We start from the raw sequence: 22,246 nt of genomic DNA, 5'->3' as shown, positions 1-22,246 counted from the left end.
GTTGTGGTGGTTGTGGCAGCTGTGGTAGTTGCTCTAATTGTTTTAATGGTACTTCTGATGCTATTGTAATATATGAATATTGACTACGAATATTCATATAAAATATTAGCTTTATATATGTACATGTCGACAAAGAATATAGCGCCATCGCTAGTGGATATATTCAATCATTCAAGTAAAAGAGTAAATCGTACCTTACTCTTTGTTCATATAGTATAGGATTGTTAGCGGAAATCTAAGACTCTTTATATTGAGAAATCAAGAAGAATCATCTTAAAGAGTCTTATCTTTTTTTCATATATTAAAGAGAAGCTAGAAAAAGCTAACTACTCGACCCTGGGGTATGAAGGGAATAAGAAACTGTATTCTTTGTTATATCCAGAATATTCCTTTTTATTGAAGGGGTAGATATTCATATTAAAATATCATCCAATCAGGAGCATTTTCAAGAGAGTATATTGAAGATGTTATGGGAGCATTGACATCGTTAAAAATGACAGCTCAGTTCATTTTACAACCTGATGGATTAGCATATTTTATTTCTGATCCAACTTCAGATGCTCAATTAAATGCGATGAAGGAGTACCTTGATCGTAGAGATTGGTGGTATAAGTATTTGAAGTAAAACAAAAGGATAGCTTAATCAAAAATAACAGCCGACTCGTTATAAATGATTCAGCTGTTATTTTTTTACTATGACAACAATGCCTCTACTCCGACACCATCTATTAACAATGCTTTTAATGAAGGAGCTATTTTAATTGCTTCTTCAATATCTAAATCTCCAAAATCCACTGTATATAATCCGAATCCTTCTTTTCCATCTACATATAATAATGCTTTTCCGCCCTCATCATCACCGATTGCCAGTGAATTTGGTATATATTTTTGAATATCATGTGCTTCATTCATCTCTATGCAATCAGTAGGGCCCCAAATACGTATGTAAAGTTCATTTTGTACATTAATCTCTGCGTTTGTACAATTTTGGATTACTTCTAAATAATCTAATGGTACATCTATCGATGAGAACTTTTGTAATTCTTGAATGGCCTCTTTACTCGCTGGTGATTCCTGAGCTTCTAAAGTGAAGGCCTCGTTTAATTTTTCTAGAATATTCATTAATGATTAATCCTTTCATACTTTACCTTTAATTTATCAAGCATTTTATACTACTGTTCTAAAGCTTCTGAAATATTTTCTTTCGAGAATCCGGCGTGTTCAAAAATATTTTTTTATGTCTGATGCTTTATCAGCTTTTCTAATAGTATTAGCAAGCTTGAACTGCATTTGTAGTCATTTTAACCCCTTTGCCAACTTTTGCAATTTTCCCAACTGGTGTAAGACCAGCTACTGCCATTCCGCCTGCGAAAATTCTTTCCCAAGTAGAAAGTTTTTCGCCAGTAGAGGGGGCAATACCGTTCCAAGCGCGTCGGATATCATATTCCCCACTTAGTTCACCAGCTATATCCCTAGCTAATTTTTTACCATCAAATCTTTTTTCCTCTGAAGAAGGTCTCCACACATTGCACCTTCTTCCATTGTAACATCTTGATTATCTGCATTGCGGAATTTTTCAGCAATTCGTTTCAAAGCCTCTTCTACTTGTATAATTGAATTGATAGATGTAAAAGCTTTTGGTCTCGCATCATTGAACAATGGAGGAGATATAAAAAAGTGCTAACAAGTTTACAAACGAACTTGCTAACACCTATAAGAAATATACATAAATTATCGCTGAAAAAGTGACAGAGTCTGACCGCAAAGGAATGAAACAGCATTTTATTATTAGCATTCAATATGAATATTCATTTTGGGAAATGACTTATACATTAGAACAGTGGTCGGTGAATAAAGAATCGAAAAAGGTAATAGGATAGTGAAAAGAGGTATGAATATACATATGTATGGTCAATACCTCTTTTATAATCTTTTGTAAAATTATTGTAAATCCCAAATACAATACGTTACTTATATTGTATAATCTTAATGTATTGTATTTATAATATAAAAGGAGGGCTATGTATGAAAATTTCTTTTAACTTTTATCAGAGTCATGTCATTAATATATAAGTCGGATAAGCGGTATTTGCTTCTCTTTTTAAATAATTAAATTATGTGATGATACTTTAGTTTTTTGAGATCAAGAAAAATGAAGAAAGGAAGTAATCATTTTATGGAAAATTTAAAGTTGTTAACATTTGAAAATATAATAGAACCTCTTTTAAACGAAAGCGTATCATTTATATATTTTCCTATTGAATGGCTCGATATTGTAGAGATACATTATAAGACATTTTTATTAACGAGTAAGTTGAAACGATTGAATGAAAGATTATATGATATGTTTTCTGATATATTATTTATTCAGCATAATCCATATGTATTAAATGAAAATACACCATGGATTGTATGTAAAGAACCTATTAGAAAAGAACAACTTGATTATATTTTTCAAAGTTGGTATGAGATTATTCATGATTGGAAACCTAATAAATTAATAGATTCACCAAAATATGAATGGCATTACGATTTAATTTCTAATTTAACAGTATTACATGATAATGAAGTATATTCTAGGTGGGTGCCCGCTTTAATTTCACATATTTTTTGTGAACGGCCTTTACAGTTAGAAAACATACACGAAGAAGATATATATTTTTCTCCTCTTAGATCACAAAATATTTGCGAGGCTATGTCGGAGCCTATTAAAGACGAAAAAACACAAGATTATTTCGCCTATGTATATCGGTTCGAATATATAACGCGCGGAGGAGAGAACATTCCATTATTAAATGTTTCAATAGGAATTCGGAGGTTTTATCAAGAATATAACCATCCAGACATTCCTTTGCTTTTAAGACGAAAACGAGGCATGATTTTAATTTCTACTCCAGAACTTGCATCGAATAATAAAAAAGTTCGGTTTGTAAAACTAAAAGTACAACAAGCTACAAATGGTATAAAGTGGATAAAGATATTTAGAAATTTAAAAGATGATTTTCATATAGGTGGAGAAGTTGAATTGGAGCATATTCTTCAATATCCGAAAGATTATATGCTGGGAGAAAATCTTAGGGTGTTGCTTCCATACAATGAAAGAATATATAAAGTTCAAGGTACTAAAATAAAACCTGGTATAAAAGTAGAGGAAAGAGAGTATTTATTTAAAGGGGTTCAGCAAAAATTCACTTATTTCACATTACTACCAGAATGTAAAAAACTAGCAATAAATAATAAAAATGAAGTATTCCCTTTAATTGCACCAAAAGGATTAGAGACTATAACGTTAGAAATATGGTCTGAAAAAATATCGATGGAAGTAGAACAAGCGTTATTTGAAAGTGAAATTGTGTTAGCTCAAATTAGTGAGTCATCATATATATTAAATGCAGATTCGCCAGTGCTGTTAAAAATAGTAAGATGTAATATTGAAAAGGTATTGCAAAATCCATATAAAATGCAATATTGCCAAAAGTATAAAACGAATTTAGTAGAGGATGTTATGAAAGCGGTTTATGCTACTGCAGGTGAGCGTAATGATGCGACATTGGCGTTAATTGCAATGAAAAATTGTGATGGACGTGAAAAAATTGATCCAAAGCAAATTGTTAGAGAAGGATTTGCACGAACAAACCGTATTTCAGCATTTATTAATTTATTTATAGGTCAAAGTGTATCTCGTAAAACAATTATAAATTGCCTTCTTAGTTTATTAGAACAAAAAGGATTTTTGAAACGTAGTTGGAATAAGATAAATTTACCTTGTACATATGTTAGTTTATCAATTGAACGAATCTCGAAATTTGATTTCTTACCTATTATTTCACAAATAAAAGGTAAAGAAATTTCATATAAATTATATGGGAATACAGATTGGCAAACGATTGATCGTTTATTATTACATGTAAATAAGCATAATACCTTTTTACCACAGCCTTCAAAGCGAAATGATATGGGGATGCAATTTAAACAATTTGTTTCTGAAACATTAAGAGGAATTTTACAACATGCAAAAGAAAGAAGTGAACAAGTATATTTCATTATAGATGCGAATGTAAGAAAACATTGGATAAAAGAGTTACAAAATAAAAAAATTGATATAGATACTTTCCCTGAATTTTTTCCAGATGTGTTAAAAGTCCCAAACTTAAATATTATTAGAATAAATACATCTTTTGATGTGCCAAAATATGGTGCAATAGAATGTGACGATATACTGGATGGTACGAGTTTATATGTAGATGAAAAAGGAATGTATTATAGCACTGGTGAATATTCGCTTAATGGTAGTGAAACATTGCAGCGATACATACTTGAAATTCTACCGCTAGGTATAAAAGCAGTAGAAAGGAATTATATTGCCAAAATGATACATTACATGTGCTGTAATACAAGTATGCTGTTGGAAAAGGATGTACACATGCCGTATTCCATGCATATGGCGAAAGTAATAAAAGGGTATATGACTGATATAGATGCAAGAGAGTTTAAAGAGTTTGATGATGAACTGGATGTAGATATAATAAAGATAGAAAAGAAAGATTCAATTATTCTGCTGTAAATAATAATAGACAAATCCTGTTCCTTATATCGGTCAGGATTTGTCATTTTTTCATGTAAATAAGGATATCATTTGTCATGTATCTTCTCTTTTACGTATTTACTTTATTTGCATACAGGATTAAGATGTTTTTTAGAAATAAAAAACATCTTATTTGGAAAAGTAATATGAATTGATTCAAAAGAAATTTGAAAGGAATGAGGAATTGTGAAGAAGTTAGATGTGCTATTAATGCTATTGAGCGGCCTCTTTCCAGTTGCAGGAATTATGAAGCAAATCCCATTAGAACAATCTTTATATATTGGAGGCCTTTTATTTTTTACTAGTTTCGGTAGTTATTTTGCGAAAAAAATATATTCACGTATATGTAGTTGGATAGCTTATGCGCCATTTATAACATTACTGCTAGTAATTTGGCATCAAGATATTTCAACAAGTTCAATTATAGCGAACGCGAAAATTGCCGCTTGTGTCGCTTTAATTCCATGTTTATTCCGTTTTCGTACATATGGACTTACTTTCGGTTTATTCGCATTATGGGCCGCTTTATTATGGGATATTAAAGAAGTGCAGTCGTTAGTTATACTTGAACGTATGTCGAGTTTAATGACAAGTCATTTCAAATATCTTATGCTTTTAGTTGGTGGACTTATATTAGGTGGATTAATTGCTATGTTATTACACCGTAAAGAAGAGGATTATAAAGAAAATATAACTTTATTTCAACAAAAAAAGAAACGTAAAAAGCGATCATTTAAGATTCCGATCCCAAGATTACCGAAATTTAAGTTAAAATTATTTAAGTTCGGTGGAAAAGTATCGAAACAAAAAACGCCTGAAAAAATACGTGAGCATAATTACGAAGAACCAACTGCAGTTGCAACATATGAAATGACAGAGCAAATACCTCAATATAAAGAAGAGACTGCTCAAGGTCAAACGAGGATGGAACGTCGTAGAAATCGGTATAATGCATAATGAAGTTAAAAGCCCCTTAATGATTAATCAATTTTAAGAAAAATCATTAAGGGGTTTTTATGTTATTAAAAATTGATTGCTAAGGTGAAATTTATAGCATACTCTAAAGTTGAGGGCTTAAATAAAATAATAGGAGGATAAAATGCTTATTATTACATATATTTCTGTCTGTATATTATTTTTAGTTAGCTTTTTACATGTTTATTGGGCTTTTGGAGGTAAGTGGGCGACAAATAGTGTCATTCCAACAAAAGCTGGAGAAAAGGCATTTACACCAGGTACAGGGATGACTTTGTTCATTGCGTTATTACTAAGTATGGCCGCAATAATTTTATTACAACAAACAAATATTATTCATTTTTCATTTCCTACTATTATTGTTCAAATCGGATCTTGGGTTTGTATGATTATTTTTTTCATTAGAGTAATAGGTGAGTTTCATTATTTTGGCATCTTTAAGCGAAAAAAAGATACGCGTTTTGCTAAAATGGATACTGTTTTATATATACCGCTTTGTGCATTTTTATCTTTATCATTCTTACTAGCAATTATTACGTGAACATTAAAATAGTACCTGTTTTCTTGATAATGAATATAAACGTAAAGTGGCAAGTGTAAAAGTGAAAAATCTAGTAGTAAATAAAAAGGATGTAAGCGCCTTTTTATCGAATTATAGATTATTATGAAAGGCGGGTGCACGATGAAGTATGTAAAAGTCAGTATGAATGGTGGAAGTGAACATAAATTTTCGATGACTTTAGAACGGTTTGAAGAACTTATTACGACAGAGAATGGACTATTAGAAAATAAATTAGTTAGTATTGAAAATGTAATGATTAATCCTACTAATATATCCTCTGTAGTTGAAAAAATTGGTGTACCGGCAAAGTTTATGGAAGCTTAAAAATCGGTACATAAAAAACATCCAAGGGGGATGTTTTTTTATGTATAAATATGTTAATTGTACAATGAATTTATGAAGAGAATGTATAGTGATACTTCGTACATGCACAAAAAATAAGTACAAGCATATATTAGATAATGGGACAAGACCTTCGTGTCCTACTTAATACTCAGAAAAAACCTCTATCACATGAGAGCATCTGATTACAGGGTGCTCTTTTTTATTGAGTTCTTTAACTTTCAATTTTAAACATGTCCTTGATGTTAATAAATATTAAAAATAAAATAATAGCAAAAATTAAGTTAGATAAATAGAAATCTTGATGAAATAGTAATTCAAAGATGACATCAAAAGCATATAAAAAGGCGATAGTAGGTAATATACAAATAAATATAAATCTCCAATTTTTTAGATAATGTTTATAATTAGGAAATAATTTCTCCATATACATAGCTCCTATAATTTTTATTTTCTATATAATTATACATTTAAATAAAAAGATTTACAAAAGGTTATTTAGCAATCTTTTTAATACATGATTTGACTAAAAAACTTTTAAAGAGTAACACTTAAATGATACACTATAATCTACGTTATTTTTGAAATGAATAGAGGGATTTACATGATAGATAAAATTAAAAATGCTGTAGAGGATATGCACGAAGATGAAGCAAAACATTTACTTCAAAGTATTCTAATCCAATTAAATTTATTAGAAGAAAAGTATAGTGAAGATACTATTAAAAATTTGATGGATATTTCTAAGCAACTAACGAGTAATACATCTTATAAAAGAAATGTAAAAGAAAGCTTACACGTACATATTGCTTTTGATGATTCAACAGCTGGATGTTTAAAGCATATGCTTGGTCAAGAAGAACGATTGGAAGAGATGGTCGTTGCTTTTTCTGAATTCTTTTCAATTGGGCCGATAAATAAGTTACATATGAATGAAGGGCAACTAGCAAGACAGAAATGGTTAGTAAACAACTTAAATGCTTATGAAAATTATTTTGAAGAAGAGTATTTACCAAGGTTTTTAGAAACTATAGAAGAACTACACGCTATACCTATTGAAACCCCTATTACAATTTGGAAAGCCGATAACGCACATGAACATGTAGGTCTATGTTTTGTAATGGCGCAATTAAAAGATAAGAAAAATATTCGCGTTATGAATACATCTGATGCAAGTAAAAAAATATTAAAACTAGAGTATGCGATTCGTGGAACTGGAGAGTTAGCACCTGAAAGTTTAGCTCTAATTCAAAAAAGTTTTGTAAAATTGCCGTATTTAACTGTAGAGAAACGTACGCAGTTTGAACATGAGTGGGATAGTCTATCGAAAAGTACGGAATTTTTAAGAGTTTGGACAGACAATGAAGTACGTTCTGTACAAGAAAATTATTTTGATCAATTTATTATTGAATGCGCGAAAAGTATAGGTGCTGATCAAGAATTCCTAAAAGCTCCTAGAGTAATTGGTGAAGCACTTGGTCTTGTAGAACAATCAGTTGGCGATACGTTTTTAGAATATCGCTTAAAGGAATTAATTAAACAAGAAGTATTTGAATTTGAAGGTTCATTAGATGAAATGCGTTTCTATAGTGTGAAATTAAGAAAATAATACATCTATTTCGTTTATGAAGAAGCTCGTATTTTTAAATACGAGCTTTATTTTTTGTTGAATTTAGGCTATACATAAGCTTCCCAGAGAGGGCATATCACATATGAATGGTAAAGGAAATGAATGAAAAGAAGGTGATTTATTAATATGTATAACCAGCAAAATTATCCATATGATCAAGCGATGTATTATAATCCACAAAACTACGGGTATGAACCTACAAATGAAGTGAGAGATATTGAACAAGAAGATTACAGACCAGATGATGCGGAAGATGCTCCAACGTCACCACCTCCGTCACAAACGCCGTCGTTACCGTCTACATTTGCTTCTCCTGCACAACCAGGTAATATGAAATCCTGGATGTGTAACTGTCTAGGAAGATGGGGCTATTTACGCTTACATCGTCCTGGTCCTTTCGGAAGGGATTTATGGTTCTTCCCGACTGAAGTGAGAAGAAATGGAGTATCAGGTTACACGTGGCAAGGTGGTCGTCGTCGTAAAGTAAGTTATCGCTATCAACAAATTAGTAATTTTATGTGCTTCGCATAAAGAGAAGTGAGGGAGTGAAACGATTTTACTTTCTCACTTTTTATTTTTCAATATACGAAGTAAGATTTTGATTAAAAATTTACAATATTCTCGTTTTTATTAGAGTATAATGCATATGTTGGGTTGGTTTTCAACAACAAATGAGAGTGAGGGAATACAATGTCAATGAAAAATAAAGTTGGGTTAAGCATAGAGGATGGCATTAATTTAGCTTCAGCTCAGTTTAAAGAAGATGCGTATGAAATTTATAAAGAATCGAGAAAAAAACAACCAATATTATTTGTAAACCAAGTTGAAATCGGTAAAGAATGGCTTATTACTAGATATGAAGATGCTCTGCCACTTTTAAAAGATAATCGTTTAAAAAAAGATTGGACAAATGTGTTTTCTCAAGATACAAAGAACATGTATCTTTCCGTTGATAATAGTGACCACTTAACAACACATATGCTAAATTCAGATCCACCTAACCACAGTCGTTTACGATTTTTAGTTCAAAAAGCTTTTACACCGAAGATGATTGCACAATTAGACGGAAGAATTCAGAGAATAGCAGATGATTTGATAAGTGATATAGAGCGAAAAGGTACATTAAATCTTGTGGACGATTATTCATTTCCATTACCAATTATTGTGATAAGTGAGATGCTCGGTATTCCAAAAGAAGATCAAGCGAAATTTAGAATTTGGTCTCATGCTGTTATTGCATCACCAGAAACACCTGAAGAAATAAAAGAAACTGAAAAACAACTATCTGAGTTTATTACATATCTTCAATATTTAGTTGATATGAAACGAAAAGAGCCAAAAGAAGACTTGGTGAGTGCTTTAATACTTGCAGAGAGTGAAGGGCATAAACTGAGCGCTCGGGAACTATATTCAATGATAATGCTATTAATTGTAGCAGGACATGAGACGACAGTGAATTTAATTACAAATACGGTATTAGCACTTCTTGAAAATCCAAATCAATTACAGTTATTAAAAGATAATCCAAAACTAATTGATTCGGCTATTGAGGAAGGATTACGTTATTATTCTCCAGTTGAGGTTACAACTGCAAGATGGGCAGCAGAACCTTTTCAAATTCACCATCAAACAATACAGAAAGGAGATATGGTTATTATCGCATTGGCTTCAGCGAACCGTGATGAAACTGTGTTTGAAAATCCAGAAATATTTGATATTACACGGGAGAACAACCGTCACATTGCCTTTGGCCATGGTAGTCATTTCTGCTTAGGAGCTCCACTTGCGAGGTTAGAAGCAAAGATTGCTATTACTACTTTGTTCAAACGAATGTCTGACCTACAAATAAAAGGCGATCGTAAAGACATTAAATGGCAAGGTAACTATTTAATGCGTTCTTTAGAGGAATTGCCTTTAACTTTCTAGAATAGTTAAAGGGAGACATGCATACATTGAAAATGTTTTACATAGAGTATGTATGTGTAATTTAAATTCGAAACGGAAGGGTGAAAACATCCCAATGATCAACTAATTCTATTTATAAGAGATCTTCGTTAAAAAACGAAATATTCTTCTGAATAGGGTTAGTCTGTACATTTATAGAAAAGGGATGTATTTCGCTCTGCGAATATATAGTCTTTTTATATGATTTGTGCTGCCTCCTGTTCAGAACATGAAATAGGAGGCTTTTTTATGTCGACAAATGTAGTAACGAAACAAAACAATGGGGTATCACAAGTATTAAAAAATCGGTTTGTGCAAGGGATTTTAGCATCAGCATTATTTTTACAAATTGGAATATGGGTTCGGAACTTTGCGGTATTACTTTACGTAATGGAAATGACAAAAGGTGATGCTTTTGCTATTTCGATGATTTCAGTGGCGGAGTTTGCTCCAATTTTCATCTTTTCCTTTATTGGCGGTACTTTTGCTGATAGGTGGAAGCCGAAGAGGACTATGATATGGTGTGAGACTTTAAGTTCTTTATCAGTATTTGCAGTATTAATTACTCTAATGTTTGGAACGTGGAAAATCGTATTTTTTGTAACGCTCATTTCTGCAATTCTTTCACAGTTTTCTCAACCATCTGGAATGAAATTATTTAAACAGCATTTATCGGCAGAACAAATTCAATTAGCGATGTCTATTTATCAAACAATATTTGCGATATTTATGGTGTTAGGACCGATTCTTGGAACATTTATTTTTCATAGTTTTGGAATTTATATTTCAATCATTATTACAGGTATTGCTTTTTTACTTGCAGCAGCTGTGTTATTATTTCTTCCGAAAGATCTTGAGAATGATAATGAGAAGAAAGAAATCACTCTGTTACAGGAAATGCTTGATGGTATTAAATATGTGAAAAAGAAAAAAGCATTAACTTTGCTAGGGCTTTGTTTTATGGCAGCAGGACTAGGAATTGGTTTAATTCAGCCGTTAGGTATTTTTATTGTAACTGAGCAGTTAGGATTATCAAAAGAGAGTTTACAATGGTTACTAACAGTAAATGGTGCAGGAATGATTGTTGGCGGTGCTTTAGCGATGGTATTTGCAAAAAACGTTGCGCCGCAAAAAATGTTAATTATCGGTATGCTCGGTCAGGCAATCGGCATCGGTATTATAGGTTATTCTACAAATTTATGGGTAACACTCATAGCACAACTTTTTAGTGGGTTAGCTCTTCCATGTATTCAAATAGGTATTAATACGCTTATTATTCAAAATAGCGATACAGATTTTATTGGTCGTGTAAATGGCATTTTAAGTCCATTATTCACTGGTTCAATGGTAGTAACAATGAGTATTGCTGGTTCATTAAAAGAAATGTTCTCATTAAGTACGATGTATGAAGGCACAGCTTTACTATTTATAATTGGATTATTATTTATTTTGCCTATATACAATTTAAAGCCAGTAATAGCGGTAGAAAGTGAAATAAACGGTAAAGGAAGTGCTGTGCAACATGAATCCTAATCCAAATGTTAAATATCCCATTGAAGGAAATAAAAATGTTCACTTTATAAAAAATACAATAACGAAAGCTAATATACTCGCCGGATACTATTCATATTATGATGCGAAAGATGGAGAAACATTTGAAGAGCGTGTAATACATCATTATGAATTTCTTGGAGATCGCCTTATCATTGGAAAGTTTTGTTGTATTGCAAATGGAGTTACCTTTATTATGAACGGAGCGAATCATCGGATGGATGGATTTTCGGCATATCCATTTAATATATTTGGAAATGGGTGGGAGAAGCATACACCTAGTTTGTCTGATCTACCTTACAAAGGGGATACAGTCATAGGTAATGATGTTTGGATTGGTATGGATGCAACAATTATGCCCGGAATCAAAATAGGAGATGGTGCAATCATTGCAGCTAAATCTGTTGTGACTAGAGACGTTGCACCATATACAATTGTTGGTGGAAACCCCGCAAATAAAATAAAGGAACGATTTACAAATACAATAATAGAGGAATTACTGCAAATTCAATGGTGGCATTTTGATATTGAAAAAATAACTGAAAATATAGATGCTATTGTACAAGGGGATATAGAGCCATTAAGAAAGCTAAAAATGGAATAAAAAATGCATAACAAAGAGTATCATACCTCCGAATTTTGTTAATGATAATAGAACGAGGAGGTGTGATACTATGGCACAAGACGTTTTATGTGAAGTAAACAATTGTAAATTTTGGGCTAACGGTAATAAATGTAGCGCAGACGCAATTTATGTAGTAAGTCATAAAGGAAAACAAGCATCGACTACAGAAGAAACAGATTGCAAAACTTTCGATCCGGAAGTATAAATTTTTGAAGGGTAGCCAAATCGTGGTTGCCCTTTTATTAATTATAGTATTGATAATAAATCTCATTTTCATTCACTGTTTTTAACTTTTCTTTTCTTTTTTCATATTTTCTTCATCAGTGATGTGATCCAAAGCAATTCATGTTCAATACGTGATTTACTAAATTCAATGACTTCTGTAATAAAAGATGAGCTAGCATCTAAAGATTGAATAGCAGTAAGCTGTTTATGTAGTACGTTTTGGCGTATTGTTAAAATTTCTTTTCTAGCTTCATAATCAAGTTTTTCAAATAGCGCGATACGAACAAGAAATTCTGCATTGTTTGTCGCGAGTTTTTCGGGAAACTCGCGTAACATTTCAGAAAAGATTTCTTCTCCTGTTTCAGTAATGTCATACATATTTCGGTTTGGTTTTCCGACTTGTGTATGTACCTTTTTCGTTATAGCCCCCATATTCTCAAAACGTCGAAGAGAAGGATAAAGCATATTATGATTTAATTCAAAATTCTCTCCTAACCGATTTTGAATATTTTTCTTTATTTCATACCCATATTTTGGCCCTGACGTCAATTCTGCGAGCAATAAAATATCAACATACATAAAAATCCCCCTTATTTATTTCTCAAGTTCTCCTACGAAAAATCCCCTTTAGTATATGTTAAAATAACATATGTTAGATTATACAACTTTGAATTACCGACCTATCACTTTTATTGTAAAAGAAAAGGGAGGAAAGGACTATGGCTTCGCCTGAAAATGTGATTTTAGTTCATGAAATTTCAAAGCTGAAAACGAAAGAGGAATTGTGGAATCCGTATGAGTGGTATCAATTTATGAGGGATAATCACCCAGTACATTATGATGAAGAGCAAGATGTTTGGAATGTATTTTTGTATGAGGACGTAAATCGTGTTTTATCAGACTATCGCCTGTTTTCAAGTAGAAGGGAGCGAAGACAATTCTCAATCCCTCCTTTAGAAACTCGAATCAATATTAATTCTACTGATCCACCAGAACATCGCAATGTACGTTCTATCGTTTCTAAAGCATTTACTCCAAGGAGTTTAGAACAATGGAAACCTCGAATACAGGCTATCGCAAATGAACTTGTACAACATATTGGAAAATATAGTGAAGTTAATATCGTTGAAGAGTTTGCTGCTCCTTTACCTGTTACTGTTATATCCGATTTGTTAGGAGTGCCAACAACTGACCGCAAAAAAATTAAAGCATGGTCTGATATTTTATTTATGCCGTATAGTAAAGAAAAGTTTAATGATCTGGATGTAGAAAAGGGGATAGCACTAAATGAATTTAAAGCATATCTTCTACCAATCGTTCAGGAAAAGAGATACCATTTAACGGATGATATTATCTCAGATTTAATACGAGCTGAATATGAAGGAGAAAGATTAACTGATGAAGAAATTGTTACTTTTTCATTGGGTTTATTAGCGGCTGGTAATGAAACAACTACAAATTTAATTATTAATAGTTTTTACTGTTTCTTAGTGGATTCACCAGGAACATATAAAGAATTAAGAGAAGAACCTACATTAATTTCAAAAGCAATTGAGGAAGTATTACGCTATCGCTTTCCCATTACATTAGCTAGGAGAATTACAGAGGATACAAATATATTTGGCCCTTTGATGAAAAAGGATCAAATGGTGGTTGCGTGGGTAAGTGCAGCAAATTTAGATGAGAAAAAGTTTTCGCAAGCCTCTAAATTTAATATACACCGAATAGGAAATGAAAAGCATTTAACATTTGGTAAAGGTCCTCACTTTTGCTTAGGGGCACCACTTGCACGTTTAGAAGCTGAGATTGCATTAACTACCTTTATAAATGCTTTTGAAAAGATAGCATTATCTCCATCGTTCAATTTAGAACAATGTATATTGGAAAATGAACAAACTTTGAAATTCTTACCTATCTGCTTAAAAACTCAATAAACTGTTCAGCAAGGTACAAATTTACTGTACCTTGTTTTTTTATTTCTCAATTGTGAAATTTTAGTTGGTTATTTAGTATGGAAGTGTGTGAATAAGAGTAGAGGAGGATGCTTATGTTAACGTGTAATGGAAGTAAGACGTTCCAAACATTTATTAAAGCTGTAACGGATTTAATAAATAGTAATTTGTTAGAAGATCAAATGGTTTGTGGGATTGAAAAATTATTAGAAGAACTTTTAGAAAAGAAAACATGGCTTCCGTTAGAAAAACAGCAGGCGAATTCGGCTCAATATGCACGACACTTATTATATGAAGATCCTTTAAATCGTTTTGAAGTATTAGCTCTTGTATGGAAAGATGGACAATCGACTCCTTTGCATGATCATGATGGCACATGGGGAGTAGAAGGTGTATTTACAGGAAGAATAATGGTGCAGAACTTTATACAAACTAAGCAGCTTGAAAATTCACTTGTTTATTTAACTCATACAGGAAATCTTTATTTGGGAGAAGGAGAAACAGATAAAGTCATTCCACCAGCTGATTGTCACATTCTTGAAATAGATAAAAATGAAAGCGTTGTCACAATTCATATTTACGGAAAACGTTTAGAAAAGTTTAAAGTTTACGTTCCAACTAAAGAAAAAAATGTATACACGTGTGAGACAAAATATATTCGTTATAATTCATAGTTTAAAATCCAAAGCCTTTGCTTTGGATTTTATTTATAATTATTTCTTGACCTGAAACGCTTTTCATAAATTATAAATAAAGAGTGCTTTACGAGAGTGGTATGAAAACGATACCTTTTGTTTAACATGAGCTCGTGTATATATAGAAAGTGGTGAAGAAATAATGAAATTAATCGCAATTGATTTAGATGGAACTCTTCTTTCGGGGAACAAAATGATTAGTAACGAGAATGCAGAAGCAATTCGAAAATGTCAGGAAGTTGGTCATGTTGTAGCAATTTGTACAGGTCGTTCTATCGTCGATATTGAACGATTGTTGTTAGAAGTTAATTTGGATTGTCCAATTATTGCCGAAAATGGTGCGCTTATATATAATGATAAAAAAATGATGAAGAGATATCCAATTCAAAATATGCAGGCGCTCGAGATTGTGAATTATCTTGAAGAAAATGGATTATATTATCAGCTTTATACTAATAAAGGTGTGTACGTACCGGAATATGGAGTAGAGAGTGTACGCAATGAAATCGATTATGTGAAACATTCAAATGAAAATATCGATTTGAAAGAGTTGGAAACGATCGCAGCATTATACCTTGAACATACAGCATTTCTTAGTGCAGAAAGTTGTAAACCAATTGTAGAAACAGATATACATGTGCATAAGCTTTTACCATTTTCTTATGACATGGAAAAATTAAAAAAGTTAAAAGAAACGTTTCTGCATAATACTGATTTAGCAATTACATCTTCATATTGGCATAATTTAGAGATTAATCATCGAGACGCTCAAAAAGGAAATGGACTATATACTTTAGCGGAACATCTAAATATTCCAGTTGAAAATACTGTAGCGATAGGTGATGGGTTAAACGATGTATCCATGATGGAAAAAGCAAATCTATCAATTGCAATGGGGAACGCAGTCGAAGAAATAAAAGCGATGTGTCAATATGAAACTTTGACTAATGAAGAACATGGTGTTGCACATGCTTTATATAAATATGTAATGTAATATAAAAAGAAAAAAAGAATCTAAATAGATTCTTTTTTTCTTTTTATTAGGGGTAAGGTATTCTATGAGATTCATAGAAGCCTTATTACATTTTATTATATAGAATATATTGGAATAAATGTTTATATTTTTCATAGTAATTGTGAAAATTTTATGAACTTTATATTTAATGCATTTTTATAATACAACTAATACGTATGAATTCATGTCAAAACTTAACAAATGTAAGGAGCTAAGGAGAGTTTGTGCAACATAAAAGATCATGATTGGCACAGCTAATAATTAATCGGTGATGAAAAAACTTACTAATTAGAGTTTCAATTTTGTACGGATATATTTTTTCTTTTTAATTGAAAAATAAAATTTGTTCGAATAATTATTCTTCAGCTATATACCTACAGGCACATTCTTCGTATAATGGAGAAGTATGAATTTAAAATTTGTATGAATTTTACATATTGAGGTGAAAAAGGAATGAATGCGCGGCTAATGGAACTTATTGATGTGAGTACAATAGAAACCATGGCAGAACAATTTTATCAATTAACCAACATATCACATCAACTTCTTGATGCTGAAAAAGAATGTATATTTTCATTTGGAATAAATGAAAAGAAAATATGTAAACTTCCCAAACTTGAAATCCCCATTTTTTTATACAATCAATATTTAGGATCTTTTGTTGTATGGTCTCAGAAAAGTGAAATTTTCAATTGCCAAAAATACTTTGAAATGCTTTCAAATTTAATTATAGATGGAGTAATGAAAGGATTTCAAAATAAAAATACAACGTTACTTACTCGAAAAGAGGAGGAACTACATACAATCTTACAAAACATGCCTGTTATGGTTGATGCACTTGATTATAATGGAGATTTTGTTTTGTGGAATCGCGAATGTGAAATTGTGACAGGCTATACTGCGGAAGAGGTAATTGGAAATCCAAACGCACTTCGATTACTGTATCCGGATCATGATTATCGTCACGAGATACAAAAGAAATTTTTGACTCGTGGAAAGAACTTTAGAGACTGGGAAATGCGTTTAACTTGTAAAAATGGTGAAATTAAAACGATAATGTGGTCCAATATATCAGAACAGTTTCCTGTAAGTGGATTTAGTTATTGGGCTGTTGGTGTGGATATTACACATTTAAAAGCAATACAAGAGAAATTAAAACAACAAACGTCTGAATTAGAATTAATTTTTCAGGCTTTACCAGATTTATGTTTCTTAACGGAAGATGATGGAACAATTATTGATTATAAAGCAGGATCCCCTACAAAATTTTACGTACCCGCAGAAGCTTTTATGGGAAAAAAGTTTTACGAAGTATTACCATCTACAGTAGCAAAAAAATTTCAAGAAGCAATTTGTCAAGTGAAAGAAAAAGGGACAAATGTAATTGTGGAATATCCACTTACAATTAATGAAAGTATCGATTTCTTCGAAGCTAGATGTTTACCGTTATTGCATGATAAAATTATGATTATTGTACGTGATATTACAGAGCGGAAAAAGACAGAAGAATTGCTAAATAAATCAGATACACTTGCAGCAATCGGTCAATTAGCAGCTGGTGTTGCTCATGAAGTTAGAAATCCATTAACAGTCATTAAAGGCTTTATACAGCTATTTCAAATTAATAAAGAAGATCAAGAAAAATATTTTGATTTAATGCTTTCTGAAATTGAAAGAATAGAAGCGATTCTTCAAGAATTTTTGTCGATTGCTAAAACAGATGAACTAAGCACCGAAAAGAAAAATATTTATCAAATATTTAAAAATGTCGTTTCGTTAATAAATACAAAAGCAATTATGACAAATATTCAAGTTGAATTATATGCAAATTCTAAAGATATAATCATTGAATGCTCAGAAAATCAACTGAAACAAGTATTTATTAACATTTTGCAAAATTCAATCGAAGCTATGCCAGATGGTGGGAGAATTTCAATTCACATAAAAGAAATAGGAAAAGATGGTATCATTATAAGTGTAATTGATAAAGGAATAGGAATACCTGAAGAACGAATTAAAAGATTAGGCGAACCTTTTTATAGTACGAAAGAAAAAGGTACCGGTATTGGATTGATGTTAAGTTATAAAATTATTGAAAGTCATCAAGGGAATATAAGTATTATGAGTGAGGTTGGCGTCGGAACAACAGTAACGATTTACTTGCCAAAATTTCAGAGTAAAAAGCCTTTATCAGATTATGATGATAGATTTGAATCGATACGTCCAATTATTAACTCTTAAATTATTAAATACCCAATAACCAAAAGCTAAGTTTTTGGTTATTGGGTATTTTTGTATTTAATTTAGAAAACTTTACCTTTTCTTTAGATTTGCTTTAATTTCTATTAAGTTTTTATCAATATATTAGTATTTGTGCAAAGTAATGTATAGAAAATGTGCATTACTTTTAATATATAGATTCAATTATTAATAGAAATACAGTAAGGAGGAGGTTATGACAAGGTGAAAAAACAAGAGAAAAAAAGCGGTAGAGCAGTACCGATGCGGTTAAACATTTTATTCTTATGTGTATTTATATTGTTTTCTGCCATGATTATACAATTAGGTAAAGTACAAATTATCGATGGTGAGACGTATAAAAATGAAGTGAAGAAGAGAGAAAATGCAACCGTAAGCCTTTCTGTGCCGCGGGGAAAAATATTTGACCGAGAAGGGAATCCAGTAGTTGATAATAAGTCTTTACGTACAATTACATATACAAAGATGAAAGGTGTAAAATCAGAAGAAATATTAAAAACAGCAAGACAACTTGCAGACATAATTGAAATACCACAAGAAGATATAGACAAGCTAACTGAGACGGATAAGAAAGATTTTTGGATGCAATTAAATCCGAAACTAACTGAAAAATTAGTATCTAAAAAAGAAATAAATAAGTTCAGAGATAAAGATATTACCGGAAAAAATTTAGATAAAAAAATTGAAGAGTTAAAAAGAAAACGAGTTACAGATAAAAATCTTCAGGATTTAACAGATAAAGATATTAAAGTGTTAGCTATTAAAAGTAAGATGACTTCTGGTTATCAAATGGCTCCTCAAATTATTAAAAAAGATGTTAGTGAAAAGGAATTTACTATAATTAGTGAAGGTTTAGCAAATCTCCCAGGTGTAGATGTGTCGGTTGATTGGGAGAGAGTGTATGTAAATGATGGATTATTCCGATCTGTTCTTGGAAATGTTTCTAATTCCGATGAAGGATTACCAGGTGAGCGATTAGATTACTATTTAGTACGTGATTATAGCCGAAATGATAGAGTTGGAAAAAGTTATATCGAACAACAATACGAAGATGTACTGCATGGTTCAAAAAAAGAAATAAGAAGTGTTGCAGATAAACAAGGTAATACAATAAGAACGGAAACTGTTTCTGAGGGAAAGAGTGGTAAGAATTTAACTTTAACAATAGATATGGAGTTGCAGAAAAAAGTAGAAGAAAGTATTGAAAAAATATTAAAGATATATAAAGGGTCAGAATCTATGTTGGACCGTGCTTTCGTTGTGATGATGAATCCGAAAAACGGACAAGTATTATCCATGGCTGGAAAAAGACTTGTAGAAAAAGACGGGAAAACAGAAGTTGAAGACTATGCATTAGGCACAATGACTAGTTCATATGAGCTTGGATCAACAGTGAAAGGTGCGACAGTTTTAACTGGATTTGAAACAAAAGCTATAACTCCAGGTACATATTTTTATGATGCACCCATGAAGTTTAAAGGAACTAAGGAAAAAAAGTCTTGGAAAGATTTTGGTAATATTGATGATTTAAGAGCGTTACAAGTCTCTTCAAACGTTTATATGTTTCATACTGCATTAAAAATTGCTGGTGTGGATTATGTGAAAAATAGTTCATTAAACATTAAGCAGGAGTACTTTGATAAAATGAGGTATTATTTCGGGCAATTTGGATTAGGTGTTCCAACGGGTATCGATTTACCGAATGAAACAGCTGGACAAATTGGTAAAAAAGATAATCAACCTGGGTTTTTATTAGACTACTCAATTGGCCAGTATGACACATATACACCACTCCAGCTCGTACAGTATATTTCAACAATCTCAAACGGTGGATATCGAATGAAGCCACAAATTGTTCAAGAGGTAAGAGAGCAAACGTCGCAAAAAGATGAGATTGGTAAAGTGGTACATGCAGTAGAGCCAATCGTTTTAAATAAAATAGATATGAAAGAGGAATATATAAATCAAGTAAAAGAAGGATTTAGAAGGGTATTCCAAGAAGGTGATGGAACAGGAGTAAGGGCGTTCCAAAAAGCCTCTTATAAACCAGCAGGTAAAACAGGGACAGCACAGACAGTTTACGGTGGAGAAAGTGATATCGGAAGAAATGAAAAGGGTGAAAGAAGAAAATGTTATAATTTAACGTTAGCAGGATATGCGCCATATGATAATCCTGAAGTAGCATTCTCTGTGGTTGTGCCGTGGGTTATTAATGATAAATCTGGTATTAACTCTGATATTGGAAAAGAAGTTTTAGATGCTTATTTTGAATTGAAAAATAAGCGGTTGACTGGAGAAACTACAAAAATAGATAGCTCTCAAGAAGATTAAAAAATACGAAAAGTTATAGAAACTAGGGTCGTCTTATGTAGGAATAAATTCAAAATGGGTGATAGAGATGTAAAATCAAACTATCAACTATTCACGCTTTATAAAATTAATCATATATTGATAGCATAGGACAAGCTGAAAAGCTTATTCTAACCTCACAGAACACTCCTTATCACGGGTTGGCATCTACTTATGTAGATGCCTTTTTTAATTTAAACACTAACAATTATTTATCAACCTAAAGTAGTAAGCATATTAGGACTATTAGGTGAAGATTGACGGTAATAATTACAGTATGCTTAATAAGCGAATTGAAATGTAAGGAGTGAGAAATAAGTGCTAAATATTTTAGTGGTTAATTTTCCAGCAGAGGGACATGTAAATCCTACATTAAGTTTAGTCAAAGCCTATACTGAACGGGGTGATCACGTACATTATATTACGACAGAACAATTTAAAGACAGAATTGAAGATTTGGGAGCTACTGTATATACACATCCAGATTTATTAAAGGAGATTTCTATTGACTCTGAAACTCCAGATGGGCTGAATTCTTTCTTTCGTGTACATGTTCAAACTTCTTTATATATATTAGAAATTACGAAACAATTATGTGAAAACATACATTTTGATTTCGTAATTTATGATATATTTGGCGCTGGAGAGTTAGTAAAGGAATATTTACAAATTCCAGGCATAGTTTCTTCTCCTATATTTTTAATTCCTCCAAAATTTTTGGAGACATTACCTTTTCATCCAAATGCAGAAATAACATTTCAACCCGATGAAATTTCTGAACAGTTACTATATCAAATGGAACATGGATTTGGAGTAAAGCCTAAAAATAATCTTCAATTTATGCATAACAAGGGAGATATTACTCTTGTGTACACAAGTCGTTATTTTCAACCGAATAGTGATTTATTTGGAAGAAATAACATTTTTATTGGGCCGAGTATTTCAAAACGTAAAACAAATGTAGAGTTTCCACTTGAATTGCTTAAAGGTAAAGAAGTTATATATATTTCAATGGGGACACTGCTTGAAGGACTTGAACCATTCTTTAATATGTGCATTGATGCTTTTTCGGATTTTGATGGAATAGTTGTAATGGCAATTGGTGATAGAAATGATCGTTCTGAAATTAAGAAAGCGCCAGACAATTTTATAATTGCTCCATACGTACCTCAATCAGAAGTATTAAGTGAAGCAGGTGTTTTTATTACACATGGCGGTATGAACAGTGTACACGATGCTATTCATTTTAATGTCCCGTTTGTCATCATTCCACATGATAAAGACCAGCCAATGATAGCACAAAGATTAACTGAGCTTGAAGCAGCGCATCGGTTATTGAAAGAGAATGTTAATGTGCAAACGTTAAAAGAAGCGGTAACCGATGTTCTTTCAAATGAAAAGTATAAGCATGGAATACGAAAACTGAAAGATAGTTTTTTAGAATGTGGTGGTTCAAAAGAAGCAATTGCAGTGATTACATCTTTTTTAAATAAATAGTTTAGACAATATAAAAGCATAGAGGCTGTACCTTTATGCT

Annotated in this window: 19 protein-coding genes and 4 pseudogenes; 19 read left to right on the top strand and 4 right to left on the bottom strand. The window is 31.7% G+C overall.

What is annotated here, in order from left to right; translation table 11 throughout:
* Positions 1 to 83, top strand: a pseudogene (locus MR079_RS04315) (heterocycloanthracin/sonorensin family bacteriocin); the annotation flags it as partial.
* Between the two features lie 338 nt (positions 84 to 421).
* Positions 422 to 625, top strand: a pseudogene (locus MR079_RS04310) (N-acetylmuramoyl-L-alanine amidase C-terminal domain-containing protein); the annotation flags it as partial.
* 68 nt (positions 626 to 693) lie between these two features.
* Here MR079_RS04310 and MR079_RS04305 read toward each other — a convergent pair.
* Together MR079_RS04305 and MR079_RS04300 are read right to left on the bottom strand one after the other, a co-directional pair.
* The gene (locus tag MR079_RS04305) at positions 694 to 1,122 is read right to left on the bottom strand and encodes an SMI1/KNR4 family protein (RefSeq protein ID WP_242293594.1); all 429 of its coding nucleotides are present in this window, start codon (positions 1,120 to 1,122) and stop codon (positions 694 to 696) included.
* Positions 1,123 to 1,276: 154 nt separating this feature from the next.
* A pseudogene (locus tag MR079_RS04300) lies at positions 1,277 to 1,671 on the bottom strand (pre-toxin TG domain-containing protein); the annotation flags it as partial.
* Between the two features lie 62 nt (positions 1,672 to 1,733).
* Between MR079_RS04300 and MR079_RS04295 the strand changes: the two are divergent.
* From MR079_RS04295 to MR079_RS04275, 5 genes and pseudogenes are all read left to right on the top strand, one after another.
* Positions 1,734 to 1,880: pseudogene (locus tag MR079_RS04295) on the top strand (TenA family transcriptional regulator); the annotation flags it as partial.
* Positions 1,881 to 2,176: 296 nt separating this feature from the next.
* Positions 2,177 to 4,564, top strand: a complete 2,388-nt coding sequence (locus tag MR079_RS04290) for an RNaseH domain-containing protein (RefSeq protein ID WP_242293593.1) — start codon at positions 2,177 to 2,179, stop codon at positions 4,562 to 4,564.
* Positions 4,565 to 4,771: 207 nt separating this feature from the next.
* Entirely contained in the window at positions 4,772 to 5,542 is a 771-nt protein-coding gene (locus MR079_RS04285; protein WP_242293592.1) for a DUF3959 family protein, read from the top strand.
* 142 nt (positions 5,543 to 5,684) lie between these two features.
* On the top strand, positions 5,685 to 6,101 hold the full coding sequence (locus MR079_RS04280; protein WP_139865694.1) for a DUF3995 domain-containing protein: 417 nt from the start codon (positions 5,685 to 5,687) through the stop codon (positions 6,099 to 6,101).
* A 141-nt stretch (positions 6,102 to 6,242) separates the two neighbouring features.
* Positions 6,243 to 6,446, top strand: a complete 204-nt coding sequence (locus tag MR079_RS04275; RefSeq protein ID WP_000878375.1) for a hypothetical protein — start codon at positions 6,243 to 6,245, stop codon at positions 6,444 to 6,446.
* 232 nt (positions 6,447 to 6,678) lie between these two features.
* On the opposite strand, the gene MR079_RS04270 is transcribed toward MR079_RS04275, so the two are convergent.
* Positions 6,679 to 6,891, bottom strand: coding sequence for a hypothetical protein (locus MR079_RS04270; RefSeq protein WP_139865695.1), 213 nt, complete (start codon positions 6,889 to 6,891; stop codon positions 6,679 to 6,681).
* Positions 6,892 to 7,068: 177 nt separating this feature from the next.
* Here MR079_RS04270 and MR079_RS04265 point away from each other — a divergent pair, with 177 nt between their 5' ends.
* The 6 genes from MR079_RS04265 (at position 7,069) to MR079_RS04240 (ending at position 12,419) form a co-directional block, all read left to right on the top strand.
* The gene (locus MR079_RS04265) at positions 7,069 to 8,073 is read left to right on the top strand and encodes a DUF1835 domain-containing protein (protein WP_139865696.1); all 1,005 of its coding nucleotides are present in this window, start codon (positions 7,069 to 7,071) and stop codon (positions 8,071 to 8,073) included.
* Positions 8,074 to 8,220: 147 nt separating this feature from the next.
* Positions 8,221 to 8,625 (top strand): hypothetical protein, encoded by a 405-nt coding sequence (locus MR079_RS04260; protein WP_139865697.1) that lies wholly within the window; start codon positions 8,221 to 8,223, stop codon positions 8,623 to 8,625.
* Positions 8,626 to 8,784: 159 nt separating this feature from the next.
* Entirely contained in the window at positions 8,785 to 10,020 is a 1,236-nt protein-coding gene (locus tag MR079_RS04255; RefSeq protein ID WP_139865698.1) for a cytochrome P450 family protein, read from the top strand.
* Positions 10,021 to 10,287: 267 nt separating this feature from the next.
* Positions 10,288 to 11,571, top strand: coding sequence for an MFS transporter (locus tag MR079_RS04250; RefSeq protein ID WP_139865699.1), 1,284 nt, complete (start codon positions 10,288 to 10,290; stop codon positions 11,569 to 11,571).
* The gene (locus MR079_RS04245) at positions 11,561 to 12,193 is read left to right on the top strand and encodes a Vat family streptogramin A O-acetyltransferase (RefSeq protein ID WP_139865700.1); all 633 of its coding nucleotides are present in this window, start codon (positions 11,561 to 11,563) and stop codon (positions 12,191 to 12,193) included. Before MR079_RS04250 ends, MR079_RS04245 begins: the two co-directional genes overlap by 11 nt.
* 70 nt (positions 12,194 to 12,263) lie before the next feature.
* Positions 12,264 to 12,419 (top strand): DUF1540 domain-containing protein, encoded by a 156-nt coding sequence (locus MR079_RS04240; RefSeq protein ID WP_000046091.1) that lies wholly within the window; start codon positions 12,264 to 12,266, stop codon positions 12,417 to 12,419.
* Positions 12,420 to 12,520: 101 nt separating this feature from the next.
* Here MR079_RS04240 and MR079_RS04235 read toward each other — a convergent pair whose 3' ends face one another.
* Complete coding sequence (locus tag MR079_RS04235) at positions 12,521 to 13,018, bottom strand: PadR family transcriptional regulator (RefSeq protein WP_062822557.1); 498 nt, start codon at positions 13,016 to 13,018, stop codon at positions 12,521 to 12,523.
* 140 nt (positions 13,019 to 13,158) lie between these two features.
* Between MR079_RS04235 and MR079_RS04230 the strand changes: the two genes are divergently transcribed.
* From MR079_RS04230 to MR079_RS04205, 6 genes are all read left to right on the top strand, one after another.
* Positions 13,159 to 14,373: a cytochrome P450 gene (locus MR079_RS04230; RefSeq protein ID WP_000158000.1), complete on the top strand. Its 1,215-nt coding sequence runs from the start codon at positions 13,159 to 13,161 to the stop codon at positions 14,371 to 14,373.
* A gap of 113 nt (positions 14,374 to 14,486) precedes the next feature.
* Complete coding sequence (locus tag MR079_RS04225; protein WP_242293591.1) at positions 14,487 to 15,065, top strand: cysteine dioxygenase family protein; 579 nt, start codon at positions 14,487 to 14,489, stop codon at positions 15,063 to 15,065.
* A gap of 163 nt (positions 15,066 to 15,228) precedes the next feature.
* On the top strand, positions 15,229 to 16,080 hold the full coding sequence (locus MR079_RS04220; RefSeq protein ID WP_139865702.1) for a Cof-type HAD-IIB family hydrolase: 852 nt from the start codon (positions 15,229 to 15,231) through the stop codon (positions 16,078 to 16,080).
* A gap of 474 nt (positions 16,081 to 16,554) precedes the next feature.
* On the top strand, positions 16,555 to 18,342 hold the full coding sequence (locus tag MR079_RS04215; RefSeq protein WP_242293590.1) for an ATP-binding protein: 1,788 nt from the start codon (positions 16,555 to 16,557) through the stop codon (positions 18,340 to 18,342).
* A gap of 222 nt (positions 18,343 to 18,564) precedes the next feature.
* A complete protein-coding gene (locus MR079_RS04210) occupies positions 18,565 to 20,691 on the top strand; it encodes a peptidoglycan D,D-transpeptidase FtsI family protein (protein ID WP_242293589.1) in 2,127 nt (708 codons plus the stop codon).
* Positions 20,692 to 21,027: 336 nt separating this feature from the next.
* Positions 21,028 to 22,206 (top strand): macrolide family glycosyltransferase, encoded by a 1,179-nt coding sequence (locus MR079_RS04205; protein WP_242293588.1) that lies wholly within the window; start codon positions 21,028 to 21,030, stop codon positions 22,204 to 22,206.
* The last annotated feature ends 40 nt before the right edge of the window (positions 22,207 to 22,246 follow it).

The sequence above is a fragment of the Bacillus cereus group sp. BfR-BA-01381 genome (assembly GCF_022663555.1).
GTDB classification, from domain to species: Bacteria; Bacillota; Bacilli; order Bacillales; family Bacillaceae_G; genus Bacillus_A; species Bacillus_A pacificus.
Note: the sequence above shows the minus strand (reverse complement) of the source record. Positions and strands in the feature narration are given on the sequence as shown.

Coding starts and splice junctions, on each gene's coding strand:
- MR079_RS04245 (WP_139865700.1), top strand. CDS start 11,561: ATGAATCCTAATCCAAATGTTAAATATCCCATTGAAGGAAATAAAAAT.
- MR079_RS04250 (WP_139865699.1), top strand. CDS start 10,288: ATGTCGACAAATGTAGTAACGAAACAAAACAATGGGGTATCACAAGTA.
- MR079_RS04235 (WP_062822557.1), bottom strand. CDS start 13,018: ATGTATGTTGATATTTTATTGCTCGCAGAATTGACGTCAGGGCCAAAA.
- MR079_RS04270 (WP_139865695.1), bottom strand. CDS start 6,891: ATGGAGAAATTATTTCCTAATTATAAACATTATCTAAAAAATTGGAGA.
- MR079_RS04230 (WP_000158000.1), top strand. CDS start 13,159: ATGGCTTCGCCTGAAAATGTGATTTTAGTTCATGAAATTTCAAAGCTG.
- MR079_RS04255 (WP_139865698.1), top strand. CDS start 8,785: ATGTCAATGAAAAATAAAGTTGGGTTAAGCATAGAGGATGGCATTAAT.
- MR079_RS04265 (WP_139865696.1), top strand. CDS start 7,069: ATGATAGATAAAATTAAAAATGCTGTAGAGGATATGCACGAAGATGAA.
- MR079_RS04290 (WP_242293593.1), top strand. CDS start 2,177: ATGGAAAATTTAAAGTTGTTAACATTTGAAAATATAATAGAACCTCTT.
- MR079_RS04260 (WP_139865697.1), top strand. CDS start 8,221: ATGTATAACCAGCAAAATTATCCATATGATCAAGCGATGTATTATAAT.
- MR079_RS04240 (WP_000046091.1), top strand. CDS start 12,264: ATGGCACAAGACGTTTTATGTGAAGTAAACAATTGTAAATTTTGGGCT.
- MR079_RS04215 (WP_242293590.1), top strand. CDS start 16,555: ATGAATGCGCGGCTAATGGAACTTATTGATGTGAGTACAATAGAAACC.
- MR079_RS04275 (WP_000878375.1), top strand. CDS start 6,243: ATGAAGTATGTAAAAGTCAGTATGAATGGTGGAAGTGAACATAAATTT.
- MR079_RS04225 (WP_242293591.1), top strand. CDS start 14,487: ATGTTAACGTGTAATGGAAGTAAGACGTTCCAAACATTTATTAAAGCT.
- MR079_RS04305 (WP_242293594.1), bottom strand. CDS start 1,122: ATGAATATTCTAGAAAAATTAAACGAGGCCTTCACTTTAGAAGCTCAG.
- MR079_RS04280 (WP_139865694.1), top strand. CDS start 5,685: ATGCTTATTATTACATATATTTCTGTCTGTATATTATTTTTAGTTAGC.
- MR079_RS04220 (WP_139865702.1), top strand. CDS start 15,229: ATGAAATTAATCGCAATTGATTTAGATGGAACTCTTCTTTCGGGGAAC.